General features: G+C 53.7%; 16 protein-coding genes. 3 read left to right on the top strand and 13 right to left on the bottom strand.

Going from position 1 to position 13213, the window contains the following annotated elements:
* The 9 genes from BV390_RS21585 to fkpA all read right to left on the bottom strand — a co-directional run.
* Positions 1 to 242: GTP-binding protein (locus tag BV390_RS21585; protein ID WP_040171081.1), on the bottom strand; the 242-nt coding region annotated here is incomplete at its 3' end.
* Positions 243 to 312: 70 nt separating this feature from the next.
* The gene (gene fusA, locus BV390_RS21580; protein WP_004868382.1) at positions 313 to 2427 is read right to left on the bottom strand and encodes an elongation factor G; all 2115 of its coding nucleotides are present in this window, start codon (positions 2425 to 2427) and stop codon (positions 313 to 315) included.
* Between the two features lie 96 nt (positions 2428 to 2523).
* Complete coding sequence (gene rpsG, locus BV390_RS21575; protein WP_004106370.1) at positions 2524 to 2994, bottom strand: 30S ribosomal protein S7; 471 nt, start codon at positions 2992 to 2994, stop codon at positions 2524 to 2526.
* A 95-nt stretch (positions 2995 to 3089) separates the two neighbouring features.
* The gene (rpsL, locus tag BV390_RS21570; protein ID WP_002920115.1) at positions 3090 to 3464 is read right to left on the bottom strand and encodes a 30S ribosomal protein S12; all 375 of its coding nucleotides are present in this window, start codon (positions 3462 to 3464) and stop codon (positions 3090 to 3092) included.
* Positions 3465 to 3588: 124 nt separating this feature from the next.
* Positions 3589 to 3876 (bottom strand): sulfurtransferase complex subunit TusB, encoded by a 288-nt coding sequence (tusB, locus tag BV390_RS21565; RefSeq protein ID WP_032690480.1) that lies wholly within the window; start codon positions 3874 to 3876, stop codon positions 3589 to 3591.
* A gap of 7 nt (positions 3877 to 3883) precedes the next feature.
* Positions 3884 to 4243, bottom strand: coding sequence for a sulfurtransferase complex subunit TusC (gene tusC, locus BV390_RS21560; protein WP_032690479.1), 360 nt, complete (start codon positions 4241 to 4243; stop codon positions 3884 to 3886).
* Positions 4243 to 4629, bottom strand: a complete 387-nt coding sequence (gene tusD / locus BV390_RS21555; protein WP_032690478.1) for a sulfurtransferase complex subunit TusD — start codon at positions 4627 to 4629, stop codon at positions 4243 to 4245. The genes tusC and tusD overlap by 1 nt, the downstream gene beginning before the upstream one ends.
* Positions 4629 to 5351 carry a helix-turn-helix transcriptional regulator gene (locus BV390_RS21550; protein WP_004868391.1) on the bottom strand — a complete coding sequence of 241 codons (723 nt, stop codon included), beginning with the start codon at positions 5349 to 5351 and terminating at the stop codon, positions 4629 to 4631. Before BV390_RS21550 ends, tusD begins: the two co-directional genes overlap by 1 nt.
* 357 nt (positions 5352 to 5708) lie before the next feature.
* A complete protein-coding gene (fkpA, locus tag BV390_RS21545; RefSeq protein WP_085397322.1) occupies positions 5709 to 6539 on the bottom strand; it encodes an FKBP-type peptidyl-prolyl cis-trans isomerase in 831 nt (276 codons plus the stop codon).
* Positions 6540 to 6761: 222 nt separating this feature from the next.
* Between fkpA and BV390_RS21540 the strand changes: the two genes are divergently transcribed.
* Positions 6762 to 6980 (top strand): protein SlyX, encoded by a 219-nt coding sequence (locus tag BV390_RS21540; RefSeq protein WP_004868395.1) that lies wholly within the window; start codon positions 6762 to 6764, stop codon positions 6978 to 6980.
* Positions 6981 to 7167: 187 nt separating this feature from the next.
* Here the strand turns inward: BV390_RS21540 and slyD are convergent, their stop codons facing one another.
* From slyD to kefG, 4 genes are all read right to left on the bottom strand, one after another.
* Positions 7168 to 7752: a peptidylprolyl isomerase gene (gene slyD / locus BV390_RS21535; RefSeq protein ID WP_004868397.1), complete on the bottom strand. Its 585-nt coding sequence runs from the start codon at positions 7750 to 7752 to the stop codon at positions 7168 to 7170.
* Between the two features lie 94 nt (positions 7753 to 7846).
* Positions 7847 to 8047 carry a YheV family putative zinc ribbon protein gene (locus tag BV390_RS21530; RefSeq protein ID WP_013364433.1) on the bottom strand — a complete coding sequence of 67 codons (201 nt, stop codon included), beginning with the start codon at positions 8045 to 8047 and terminating at the stop codon, positions 7847 to 7849.
* Between the two features lie 13 nt (positions 8048 to 8060).
* The gene (gene kefB / locus BV390_RS21525) at positions 8061 to 9866 is read right to left on the bottom strand and encodes a glutathione-regulated potassium-efflux system protein KefB (protein WP_064385895.1); all 1806 of its coding nucleotides are present in this window, start codon (positions 9864 to 9866) and stop codon (positions 8061 to 8063) included.
* Positions 9853 to 10416: a glutathione-regulated potassium-efflux system ancillary protein KefG gene (gene kefG / locus BV390_RS21520; RefSeq protein WP_032690475.1), complete on the bottom strand. Its 564-nt coding sequence runs from the start codon at positions 10414 to 10416 to the stop codon at positions 9853 to 9855. The genes kefB and kefG overlap by 14 nt, the downstream gene beginning before the upstream one ends.
* Positions 10417 to 10589: 173 nt before the next feature.
* Between kefG and BV390_RS21515 the strand changes: the two genes are divergently transcribed.
* Positions 10590 to 12494, top strand: a complete 1905-nt coding sequence (locus BV390_RS21515; RefSeq protein WP_032696887.1) for an ABC transporter ATP-binding protein — start codon at positions 10590 to 10592, stop codon at positions 12492 to 12494.
* Between the two features lie 112 nt (positions 12495 to 12606).
* Positions 12607 to 13059: a nuclear transport factor 2 family protein gene (locus BV390_RS21510; RefSeq protein ID WP_085397321.1), complete on the top strand. Its 453-nt coding sequence runs from the start codon at positions 12607 to 12609 to the stop codon at positions 13057 to 13059.
* The last annotated feature ends 154 nt before the right edge of the window (positions 13060 to 13213 follow it).

Below are 13213 nucleotides of genomic sequence, written 5' to 3'. Positions count from 1 at the left end.
TCTACGTGTGCGTAGTGGCGAGTCGGGGTGTCATATTCAACGTGAGAAGTGTTGATGGTGATACCACGAGCTTTTTCTTCCGGTGCGTTATCGATCTGGTCGAATGCACGAGCAGAACCACCGTAGGTTTTAGCCAGAACGGTAGTGATTGCAGCGGTCAGAGTAGTTTTACCATGGTCAACGTGGCCGATAGTACCGACGTTGACGTGCGGTTTTGTACGTTCAAATTTTTCTTTAGACACGGCTATATTCCTTACTATAGCGCTCTCCCCTTCAGGAGAGAGCACGGGATTTTGGTTTTAACCCTACGGCTTATTTACCACGGGCTTCAATTACGGCCTGAGCAACGTTGTTCGGCGCGTCATCATACTTCAGGAACTCCATGGAGTAAGAAGCACGACCTTTGGTCAGGGAACGCAGCTGAGTTGCATATCCGAACATTTCAGACAGCGGAACTTCAGCGTGAATCACAACGCCAGTCACGTTGGATTCTTGACCACGCAGCATACCACGACGACGGCTAAGGTCACCGATGACGTCACCAGTGTTCTCTTCCGGAGTTTCTACTTCAACCTTCATGATCGGCTCAAGCAGAACTGGTTTCGCTTTCTTAAAGCCATCTTTGAAGGCAATAGAAGCGGCCAGTTTAAACGCCAGTTCAGAGGAGTCAACGTCATGGTAAGAACCGAAGTGCAGACGCACGCCGAGATCAACTACCGGGTAACCTGCCAGCGGACCAGCTTTCAGCTGTTCCTGGATGCCTTTATCAACGGCCGGGATGTATTCGCCAGGAATTACACCACCTTTGATGTCGTTGATGAACTCGTATCCTTTCGGATTTGAGCCCGGCTCCAGCGGGTACATGTCGATCACAACGTGACCATACTGACCGCGACCACCAGACTGCTTGGCATGTTTACCTTCGATATCGGTAACTTTCGCACGAATCGCTTCGCGGTAAGCAACCTGAGGTTTACCGACGTTCGCTTCAACGTTGAATTCACGCTTCATACGGTCAACGATGATGTCGAGGTGCAGCTCACCCATACCGGCGATAATGGTCTGGTTAGATTCTTCGTCAGTCCATACGCGGAATGACGGGTCTTCTTTCGCCAGACGACCCAGAGCCAGACCCATTTTTTCCTGGTCAGCTTTGGTTTTCGGTTCAACAGCGATGGAGATTACCGGCTCAGGGAATTCCATACGCTCCAGAATGATCGGGTGATCCGGGTTACACAGGGTGTCACCAGTAGTCACGTCTTTCAGACCGATAGCAGCAGCGATGTCGCCCGCGCGAACTTCTTTGATCTCTTCACGTTTGTTAGCGTGCATCTGTACGATACGACCGAAACGCTCACGTGCAGATTTCACGGAGTTCAGGATGGTATCACCAGAGTTAACCACACCGGAGTAAACGCGGAAGAAGGTCAGGTTACCCACGAACGGGTCGGTAGCGATTTTAAATGCCAGAGCAGCAAACGGCTCTTCATCGCTAGCGTGACGCTCAGCCGGAGTATCTTTACCGTCGTCCAGAATACCGTTGATCGCAGGTACATCAACCGGGGATGGCAGGTAATCAATTACCGCATCCAGCATCGCCTGAACACCTTTGTTCTTAAATGCAGAACCACAGGTTACCAGGATGATTTCGTTGTTCAGAACACGCTGACGCAGAGCTTTTTTGATCTCTTCTTCAGTCAGTTCTTCACCACCCAGGTATTTCTCCATCAGCTCTTCTGAAGCTTCTGCAGCGGACTCGATCAGGTTCTGGTGCCATTCTTCAGCCAGATCCTGCATGTCAGCCGGGATATCTTCATAGGTGAAGGTTACGCCTGCGTCTTCTTCGTTCCAGTTGATGGCTTTCATTTTCACCAGGTCAACAACACCGGTGAAACCTTCTTCAGCACCAATTGCCAGCTGCAGCGGAACCGGGTTCGCGCCCAGACGGGTTTTGATCTGACCAACAACTTTCAGGAAGTTCGCACCCATGCGGTCCATTTTGTTAACGAACGCAATGCGCGGAACTTTATATTTGTTTGCCTGACGCCATACGGTTTCAGACTGCGGCTGAACACCACCAACTGCGCAGTAAACCATTACCGCACCATCAAGCACACGCATGGAACGTTCTACTTCGATAGTGAAGTCAACGTGCCCCGGGGTGTCGATGATGTTAACGCGATGCGGTTCATACTGCTTAGCCATACCAGACCAGAATGCAGTAGTCGCTGCGGAGGTGATAGTGATACCACGCTCTTGCTCCTGCTCCATCCAGTCCATGGTTGCTGCGCCGTCATGAACTTCACCGATTTTGTGGTTTACACCGGTGTAGAACAGAATACGTTCGGTAGTAGTGGTTTTACCGGCGTCGATGTGCGCACTGATACCGATGTTACGGTAGCGTGCGATGGGTGTTGTACGAGCCATTTGATTCCTCGTTTATTTCTTTAGGCGTTCAGTTAAGTTATCCAGCACGGGCGACTTACCTGAAGCGCCCGCCTGGTGACTATGACTCCGAAGGGATTACCAACGGTAGTGAGCGAACGCCTTGTTGGCTTCTGCCATGCGGTGAACGTCTTCACGTTTCTTAACTGCAGTACCTTTGTTGTCTGCAGCGTCAGAAAGTTCGTTCGCCAGACGCAGAGCCATGGATTTATCACCACGTTTACGAGCAGCTTCTACGATCCAACGCATTGCCAGGGCATTACGACGAACCGGACGGACTTCAACTGGAACCTGGTAAGTAGAACCACCTACGCGGCGGGACTTAACTTCGACGGTCGGACGGACGTTGTCCAGAGCGACTTCGAAAGCTTCCAGTTCATTTTTACCAGAGCGCTGAGCCAGGGTCTCCAGCGCGCTGTATACGATAGCTTCTGCAGTAGATTTTTTACCATCTACCATCAGGATGTTTACAAATTTTGCCAGCAGTTCTGATCCGAACTTAGGATCTGGAAGGATTTTACGCTGACCAATGACGCGACGACGTGGCATGGAAATACTCCGTTGTTAATTCAGGATTGTCCAAAACTCAAAGAGTTTAGTTTGACATTAATATAAAACGTTTGGCCTTACTTAACGGAGAACCATTAAGCCTTAGGACGCTTCACGCCATACTTGGAGCGAGCTTGCTTACGGTCTTTAACGCCGGAGCAGTCAAGCGCACCACGAACGGTGTGGTAACGAACACCCGGAAGGTCTTTTACACGACCGCCACGGATCAGGATCACGGAGTGTTCCTGCAGGTTGTGACCTTCACCACCGATGTAGGAGGTGACTTCGAAACCGTTAGTCAGACGAACACGGCAAACTTTACGCAGTGCGGAGTTCGGTTTTTTAGGAGTGGTGGTATATACGCGAGTACATACGCCACGTTTCTGCGGGCAGGCTTCCAGTGCAGGCACGTTGCTCTTTGCAACTTTGCGTGCGCGTGGTTTGCGTACCAGCTGGTTAATTGTTGCCATTAAATAGCTCCTGGTTTTAGCTTTTGCTTCGTAAACACGTAATAAATCGCCTCATATAATATGAGGACGCAGAATTTTAGGGCGGTGCCGAAAAGGTGTCAAGAAATATACAACGATCCCGCCATTACCAGGACAACTGTCCAGGATGTTTGACCGACATTCTGACGAAATCAGTATAGCTAACCCTGATGACACTGTCCGCAATTTGACCAGCCAGCCCGCGGGCATCGATATCGTCTTGCAGAGCATGAATGGTTATGGGGGCAGAGTGCAGGATTTCAAGGAAGGGTCCGCCGGCAATAGCCGCAATCACGCCATCAGAAAGCAGCAGGAGATCGTCGCCATCCTTTACCAGGCGCAGCATCGCGCGGAGATCGGTGTGCCACGGGGACGAGCTGAGTGTGTGGAGCATTCAGTCCTCAGAAACGTAAAATCACGTTGAAATCATCGAGTCGGGCGCGCAGCGCTTCGGGTTCAAGCCACCCGGCATCCACTACCCACGCCGTCCCGGCATTCAGGCCGCGTTCGCGGGCAGACGCTGCGCATATCCAGCACGCGTCGATATCGTACAGCGGCAAAAGTTTAAAGGTCGCGATGTAATCGCGGGCAAGCACCGCCGACGGTTGTTGCCCGGGCAGCAGTTGGAAGACGCCGTCGCCGACAAAGAATACGCCGATCTCATCGGTCAGCGCGGAAGTCGCCAGCAGCGCATCCAGACCTTCCCGACCCGACGCAGAACCATGTGGGGCAGAAGAAAAAACAAAGGCAACGCGTTTCATCAGAACTGCACCATCCGATCGCAGGTTAATGAGGCTTCCGCCAGCGCACCCAAGCCGCTCAGCGTAAATCCGGGCTGCAGATTATGACCCGGCAACCCCAGCTGCTGAGCTTCTTGTTCATCGGTGACACCGCGACGCAGGGCTGCCGCCACGCAGATGTGCAGCGCGACAGCATGATCGTCATGCAGCCGCTGCCACGCGCGTACCAGGTCAAATTCATCGCTGGCGGGTGCAGTCAGCTGGTTGGCGTTGTAGACGCCTTCACGATAGAAGAAGACACAGTCCAGCTCATGACCCTCTTGCAAAATGGCCTGGGCAAACTGCCAGGCGCTGCTGGCCTGCTGCGTACCGTAGGCTGGCCCTGTCACCGTAATGGCAAAACGCATTACTTATCCAGCCCCTGGAAATCGCCGCTCTTAAACTGACGGATATAGAGATAGACCGTATGTTTGGAAATATTCAGCCGATCGGCAACCTGGTTGATGGCATCTTTGATATCAAAGATCCCTTTCTCGTAGAGATTCAGGACAATCTGGCGATTTTTAGCATTGTTGGAAACATTACGGTCAGCATTCACTTCTTCGATAGTGAACTCAAGAGTTTGAGCGACCAAATCGTCGACGGACGAGGCAAAGTTAACCTGAGAGTTCACCTCAGGCGTTTCCGGCGGAATAAAGGTGCTCATTATCTGTGAGAACGGCACATCAAGGTTCATGTTGATGCACAGCAGACCGATGACCCGATGTTCACGGTTGCGAATCGCGATCGTGACGGACTTCATCAGGACGCCGCTCTTCGCCCGCGTAAAGTAACACTTGGATACGCTGCTATCGGCCCCCGTCATATCATGCAGCATGCGCAGCGCAAGATCGGTAATCGGCGAGCCGATTTGGCGCCCGGTATGCTCACCGTTGGCGATGCGGATGGCGGAGCATTTCAGATCCTGTAAAGAATGCAGCACGATCTCGCAATGGGAACCAATGAGCATCGCTAACCCGTCCACAACCGCTTCATAGGATTTGAGGATATCGAAGTCGGTCTGGTCGAAAGGACGTTGATCCAGCAGGTCAAGCTCACTGGTTTCGTTGGTTAAAAGCGACCTGGACATGAAAAAAAGCACTCCTTTTCAGGAGCCTGTCATTTTTTACACAAAACCGTTCAAGATGCGCTGAGGTGCACGTCCGAGACATTCGTCACCACGAATTTGACCAGCCGTAAGCTGGCGAGGTAAGAGGCAAACATGTCTCTTATCACGTCTCAGGGCTGACTCCAGTGCGTAACCGGAATAAGCGGATGCAGCCAATGCAGAGGCAGCTTGAAGGATGAGGTGTAGCTTGTCAGGGCAGGCTCATCATCATTATTAAGCTAACTAAAGTAATACAGCGCTTGAGGCACTTTCCAGTTTTAATTATATCTGCCCCAAATAAAAAAGCCGCCGCCTTTAACGGCGGCGGCTTAGACCAGATTACTTCTTCTCGTCTGCGCTTTGTGCGTCAGCTTTGGCATCAGCCGCCGCTTCAGGCTTGGCATCGGCTTTCGGTGCCGGTTTGATATCCAGCAGTTCTACGTCGAAGACCAGCGTGGAGTTAGCCGGAATACCCGGGACGCCAGTTTTGCCGTAAGCCAGATCCGGTGGGATGACCAGCTTGATTTTGCCGCCTTTCTTGATATTTTTCAGGCCTTCAGTCCAGCCAGGGATAACGCCGTCCAGACGGAAGGAGAGCGGCTCACCGCGGGTGTAGGAGTTATCGAACTCTTTACCGTCAATCAGCGTACCTTTGTAGTTCACGACAACAGTGTCGCTGTCTTTCGGTGCGTCGCCGGTCCCTTCTTTCTCAACTTTGTACAGCAGGCCAGATTTAGAGGTTTTTACGCCCTTCTCTTTTGCGAAGGTGTCGCGATAGGCTTTGCCTTTAGCATCGTTTTCAGTCGCGTCTTTTTCCATTTTCTGCTGAGCAGCAGTTTTTACGCGAGTCTCGAAGGTTTGCAGAGTCTGCTCGATTTCTTGATCGGACAGTTTGCTTTTATTCGCAAACGCATCCTGAACACCGGCAATCAGCTGATCTTTATCCAGCTTGATACCCAGTTTTTCTTGTTCTTTCAGGGAGTTTTCCATGTAACGTCCCAGTGAAGCACCCAGCGCATAAGCAGATTTTTGATCGTCATTTTTAAATGCCGCTTTGCTATCCGTTGCAGGTGCCGTCTTCGCGGCAGTATCAGCCGCAAAGGTCAGCGGTGCATTCAGGGCGACAGCCATCGTGGTCGCCAGCAGCGTTACTTTAAACAGTGATTTCATCCATTTCTCCAGGGCCGGGGCATCTCACCCCAGGGTTATCGTAAAAAGCAAAAAAGGTACTATAGAACGTTGCAGAGCAAATCTACATACAGACCTTCCTGAATATCGCCAGTTTTCAGACTATTTTTGTATAAATAAGTTTCCTGTCTTACGCGAGGTTGCTGCGCGAAGGGTGAAAGTTGAGTAGAATCCGCTCGCGAAATAAGACAGAAGAGGTGACTCATGCACGACAGTACACTGGAGACTCGCCTGGCGGAGCTGGAAAGCCGGCTGGCGTTTCAGGAAATCACCATTGAAGACCTCAACAAGACCGTCACCGCCCATGAGATAGAAATGGCGAAGATGCGTGAACATATGCGCTTGATGGTTGAAAAACTGAAAGCGACCCAATCATCGCATATCGCATCACAGGCAGAAGAAACGCCCCCACCACATTATTGAGGCGTAAAAAAAGCGGGTTTCCCCGCTTGACTATCTCCGGCAGCGCTATGTCTACCGGATTGAATACCCTAAGAATTTCGATTCGCAGAACGACGGCAGGCTTGAGAACTCCCGGCAGCATAGAGAACAATGTCACCGGGGTTTGAAAGCCAGGCCAACGCGCCTGCGGCCTGAAAGACGACGGGGATTAGTGGCAACCGCAGCCGCCGTTACCACAACCACCTTTGCCATGTTCATGACCGTGGTCGTGATCGTGGCCGTGGCCGCCGCAGCAACCTTCATGATCGTGGTCATGATCGTGGCCGTGGGCGCCGTGCACGTGACCGTGCTCCAGCTCTTCTGCAGTCGCTTCGCGAATCGCAACAACTTCAACGTTGAACTTCAGATTCTGGCCAGCCAGCATGTGGTTACCGTCAACCACTACGTGCTCATCGTCCACTTCGGTGATTTCAACCGGCACTGGACCCTGGTCGGTTTCCGCCAGGAAACGCATGCCAACCTGCAGTTCGTCAACGCCCATGAAGACGTCTTTAGGAACACGCTGAACCAGATTTTCGTCGTACTGGCCGTACGCATCGTTCGCGCCGACTTCTACGTCAAATTTGTCGCCCACTTCATGACCATCCAGCGCATTTTCCAGGCCGGAAATCAGGGAGCCGTGACCATGCAGGTAGTCCAGCGGCGCGCTTACCGGAGACTCATCAACCAACACACCGTCTTCTGTACGTACCTGATAGGCCAGGCTGACCACCAGGTCTTTTGCTACTTTCATGATATCTCCTGAGCATGGGAAGAATAGTGGCGCAGATTGTAGCGGAATTCTGCAGCCGTGTACCCTCTAGCTTAAAAAAAGGCGACAGATAACGCTAGTCCGGATGAAAAATGCCAATCACTTGTTCATCTTTGCGGACGTGCTCGCGCGCCTCTTTATCCGCCTCACGCATCTGGTGACCACACTTAACACACTCAACAATATCGACATTATTCTCACGCCACATTGCCAGAGAATCCTGCGCCTGGCACGCCGGACATTTTGCACCGGCAATAAAACGTTTACGTACAGCCATCATTATTTGACCCTTATTCAAACTCATCCCAACCGTCAAGCTGCCTGCTCTCTTTCTGCATCTCGCGCTGGAAAATCTCTTCCAGCTCCCGGCGAGCCTCCCGCACGCGTGATATCTGCAGCGTATCAGTATTCACGGGCATTAACTCACGCAGCATTCGCATATCCAGACGACGGAAGTGCAGCTGCGCACGCTGCGCCTGATGCGGATGCATGCCCAGGGTAATCAATGCCTTGCGCCCCAACTCCAGCGCGCTGGAAAACGTTTCACGCGAAAACTGTTTCACGCCGGCCTGCAGCAATTCATGCGCCTCAACACGCCCCCGGGCGCGCGCCAGAATATTCAGATGCGGAAAGTGTTGCTGACACATCTCCACCAGCTTCATGGTATCTTCCGGCTCGTTGCAGGTGATAACAATCGACTGCGCATCCTCCGCCCCCGCCGAGCGCAGCAGCTCCAGTTGCGTCGCATCGCCAAAATAGACTTTATAGCCATATTTACGCATCAGGTTAACCGCACTGATATCGCGCTCCAGCACGGTAATCCGCATTTTATTGGCCATCAGCAAACGACCAATAACCTGCCCGAAGCGGCCAAAGCCGACAATAATCACCTGCGGTTTATCGTCCTCAACCCACGGCGCTTCATCTTCTTCTTCCGGTTGGTTAAAGCGCCGGGAGAGAATTTGATCGATAAGCGTCATCAGCAGCGGCGTCGTCATCATCGATAGCGTGACCGTCACCAGCAGCAGCGCCATCTGATCGTTTTCGAACAGTCGCAGCGAGGCCGGCAGTGAGAACAGCACAAACGCAAACTCGCCCCCCTGGCTCAGCACTCCCGCAAACTGCATCCGTTCCGAGCTACGCAACCCGTATACCCGCGCCAGGCCGTACAGCACGAGGCTTTTCACCGCCACCAGCACGGCAACGCTTGCCGCCACCCACAGTAAGTGGGTATAGAGCACGCCCAGATTCAATGCCATGCCGACGGAAATAAAGAACAACCCGAGCAAGAGCCCTTTAAACGGCTCAATGGCGATCTCCAGCTCATGGCGATACTCGCTTTCAGCCAGCAGAACGCCGGCGATGAAGGTACCGAGCGCCATAGACAGACCGAGCGCGTCCATAAACAAGGCCGATCCCAGTACCAGCAGCAGCGTCGCGGCGGTAAATACTTCTCGGACCCCGGAGCCGGCGATAAACCGAAAAACAGGTCGCAGCAGAAAACGGCCGCCAATAAGCATCCCCGCGAAGGCCAAAACCTTCAGCCCGACGGTCACCCAGTTAAGATGGTCATCACCGGAACCGGCCAACAGCGGAACCAGAGCCAGCGCGGGGATCACCGCCAGATCCTGGAACAGCAGCACGGAAAAACCCAGCTGGCCGGACTCGCTGCGACTCATTCCTTTCTCACGCATCAGCTGCAGCGCCATTGCCGTGGACGACATCGCCAGACCAATACCGCCGACTACCGCCGCCTGCCAGGAAAACCCGGTCACTATCAGTAATCCGCCGAGGATACCCGCGCTGAGCACGACCTGCGCCGCCCCGACGCCAAAAATGGAGCTGCGCAGGCGCCAGAGCTTAGCCGGATTCAGCTCCAGTCCGATGATGAACATCAGGAACACAACGCCCAGTTCGGAGAAGTGCAAAATCTCATCGACATCGCTAATAAATCCCAGCCCCCAGGGACCAATCGCAATGCCGGCCAGCAGATAGCCTAATACCGCACCGATGCCCAGCCGGGCGGCCAACGGCACCGCCACCACGGCAGAAAACAGAAACAAGACTCCCGCTAACAGCAGATCAGCGCCCTCCATTTATGCCTCCTGCCGCGATGGGATTAGCCAGCCAGTCGCGATAAGCACGCGCGTGATTTTTCAGATCGGCAGGCGATTGTCGGCGAGCCCAGTAGACAATAATCGGACTCATCCAGTGCATCCGGCACATGCCGGCAGTCAGTTCAAATGGGCGCAGGATGTCGTTCATGGGATAGCGATTGGCATCGCGTCGGTAGGCGCTCTCGGGCTCACCGGTGGTAATCACGCTACGCCAGTACTTTCCCGCAAGCTGGTTCCCTCCGGCGCCGCTGGCAAAGCCGCGGGTCAGCACTCTGTCCAGCCACTCCTTCAGCAATGCCGGGCAGCTCCACGTATAAAGCGGGTGCTGGAAAACAATCACCTCATGCTGGCGCAACAGATCCTGCTCGTGAGCAATATCGATAAAAAAATCTGGGTAGTGTGCATAGAGATCGTGCACGGTGACATTAGGCAACTGTAAAGCCGGTTCAAGTAAAACCCGGTTGGCCACGGAATCCTGGGATTCTGGGTGGGCATACAGCAGCAAAACCTTCGCTGTCTGAGACATCATTCCCCTCCCGAACGTCTTCTGGTGGCCTGTACAACGGCTGCGTCCCGACGCAACCAGAATGACTTTGTGTATCGTCTTCGTTTTGGGCTACCATTGCGGCCCGGTGGAGCAATTTGCTACCACATTACATTATCATAATGACAAACTAACATAGTCAGAACATACGGCGCCTTATGATTGTTTTCTCCTCGTTACAAATTCGTCGCGGCGTACGGGTCCTCCTGGACAACGCCACCGCAACCATCAATCCTGGCCAGAAGGTCGGCCTGGTGGGAAAAAACGGCTGCGGCAAATCCACGCTGCTGTCGCTTTTGAAAAACGAGATTAGCGCCGACGGCGGCAGTATGACCTTTCCGGGTAACTGGCAGCTGGCGTGGGTTAATCAGGAAACCCCTGCGCTGCCGCAGCCAGCCATTGATTATGTTATTGATGGCGATCGCGAATACCGCCAGCTCGAAGCCGATTTAAACCTGGCCAACGAGCGCAATGACGGCCACGCCATCGCAACGGTGCACGGTAAACTGGATGCCATTGATGCCTGGACCATCCGTTCGCGCGCCGCCAGCCTGCTGCACGGGCTGGGGTTCAGTAATGAGCAGCTTGAAAGCCCGGTCAGCGACTTTTCCGGCGGTTGGCGTATGCGCCTGAACCTCGCGCAGGCGCTGATTTGTCGTTCCGATCTGCTGCTGCTCGATGAACCGACTAACCACCTCGATCTCGATGCGGTCATCTGGCTGGAAAAATGGCTGAAAGGCTACACCGGCACGCTGATTCTGATCTCTCACGATCGTGACTTCCTGGACCCGATCGTCGATAAAATTATTCATATCGAACAGCAAACGATGTTCGAATACACCGGCAACTACAGCTCGTTTGAAGTGCAGCGCGCAACCCGTCTGTCACAGCAGCAGTCGATGTATGAAAGCCAGCAACTGCGCGTCGCGCATCTGCAAAGTTATATCGACCGCTTTCGCGCCAAGGCCACCAAGGCCAAGCAGGCGCAAAGCCGTATTAAGATGCTGGAGCGTATGGAGCTTATCGCTCCGGCTCACGTCGATAACCCGTTCCACTTCAGTTTCCGCGCGCCGGAAAGCCTGCCAAACCCGCTGCTGAAAATGGAAAAAGTCAGCGCCGGCTACGGCGAACGGGTGATTCTGGACTCGATCAAGTTAAACCTGGTGCCCGGTTCGCGCATTGGCCTGTTAGGGCGCAACGGCGCCGGCAAGTCGACGCTGATCAAACTGCTGGCTGGCGAACTCCAGCCGCTGCATGGCGAGATTGGCCTCGCTAAAGGCATTAAGCTCGGCTACTTCGCTCAGCATCAGCTGGAGTTTCTGCGCGCTGACGAATCCCCATTACAGCATCTGGCTCGCCTGGCGCCTCAGGAGACAGAGCAGAAGCTGCGCGACTATCTCGGCGGATTTGGTTTCCAGAGCGATAAGGTCAACGAAGAGACTCAGCGTTTCTCCGGCGGTGAAAAGGCCCGTCTGGTGCTGGCGTTAATCGTCTGGCAGCGCCCTAACCTTCTGCTGCTCGATGAACCGACGAACCACCTCGATCTCGATATGCGTCAGGCCTTGACCGAAGCGCTGATTGATTTCGAAGGCGCGTTGGTTGTGGTCTCGCACGATCGCCACCTGATCCGTTCCACCACCGACGATCTCTATCTGGTGCATGACGGCAAAGTCGAGCAGTTCGATGGCGACCTGGAGGATTATCAGCAGTGGCTCAGCGACTCACAGAAACAGGAGAGCTCGTCGTCTGACGTGGCGAAAGAGAGCGGTAACAGCGCGCAGGCCCGCAAAGACCAGAAACGTCGGGAAGCGGAATTACGCACGCTCACTCAACCGCTGCGTAAAGAGATTACCCGCCTCGAAAAAGAGATGGATAAGCTCAACGCGCAGCTCGCCCAGGCGGAAGAGAAGCTCGGCGACAGCGGGCTGTATGATGCCTCCCGCAAAGCCGAGCTGACCACCTGTCTGCAGCAGCAGGCCAGTGCCAAATCCGGTCTGGAAGAGTGTGAAATGGCCTGGCTGGATGCACAAGAGCAGCTGGAACAGATGCTGCAGGAAGGTTAAGACCGGTTATGATCGGGCAGGGGGCATAAACGCAGCGGCGCCAGGTTATGGGAACACGTCGTGATATGCCCCTGCTAAAAACCGCAACACTCATCTGCGAAGAGGCATTGCCATGGTAAAAAAAACGCTCATCTCCCTCTCACTGCTTTGCACCCTGACCCACTCTGCTTTTGCCGCCTACACCGCAAGCGAATTAAAGAACAAAGAAAACGTCATCGCTTTTTATAATAAGGCGCTGAACGATAAAGACTTTGATGCCGCAAAAACCTACCTAGGGCAGGAGTATATCCAGCATAATCCTGGCGCGAAGGATGGGCCTGAAGGCTTTCGTCAATTCATCGCCTTTCTGAAAGAGAAATTCCCCGACTCTCACAGCGAGATTAAACGGGTGATTGTCGACGGCGACTATGTCGTTCTGCACGTTGCGTCCACCGGCCGCGAGCCGGGCGTCACCCGGGCGATTATCGATATTTTCCGCCTCGATGCGCAGAACAAGATCGTTGAGCACTGGGATGTTATTCAGACGGTTCCGGAAAAAACCGCCAGCGGCAACAGCATGTTTTGAGCCAGCCCCACGGCCATTCGCTCCTGGCGGGGCCGTTTCCCCTTCCAGCCCTCCCGGGCAGCGGGTCATCCTTATCCCGCAAGAGCAGTCCTCATCCGGCTTCAATTTCGTGTAACCTATAGCGCAGGCCGCAAGACCACATATTGGATAACCT

Source organism: Klebsiella sp. YJ (genome assembly GCF_002108615.1).
Classification (GTDB): Bacteria; Pseudomonadota; Gammaproteobacteria; order Enterobacterales; family Enterobacteriaceae; genus Klebsiella; species Klebsiella planticola.
The sequence above is the reverse complement of the archived record's forward strand: the minus strand, read 5'-3'. Positions and strand labels throughout refer to the sequence as shown.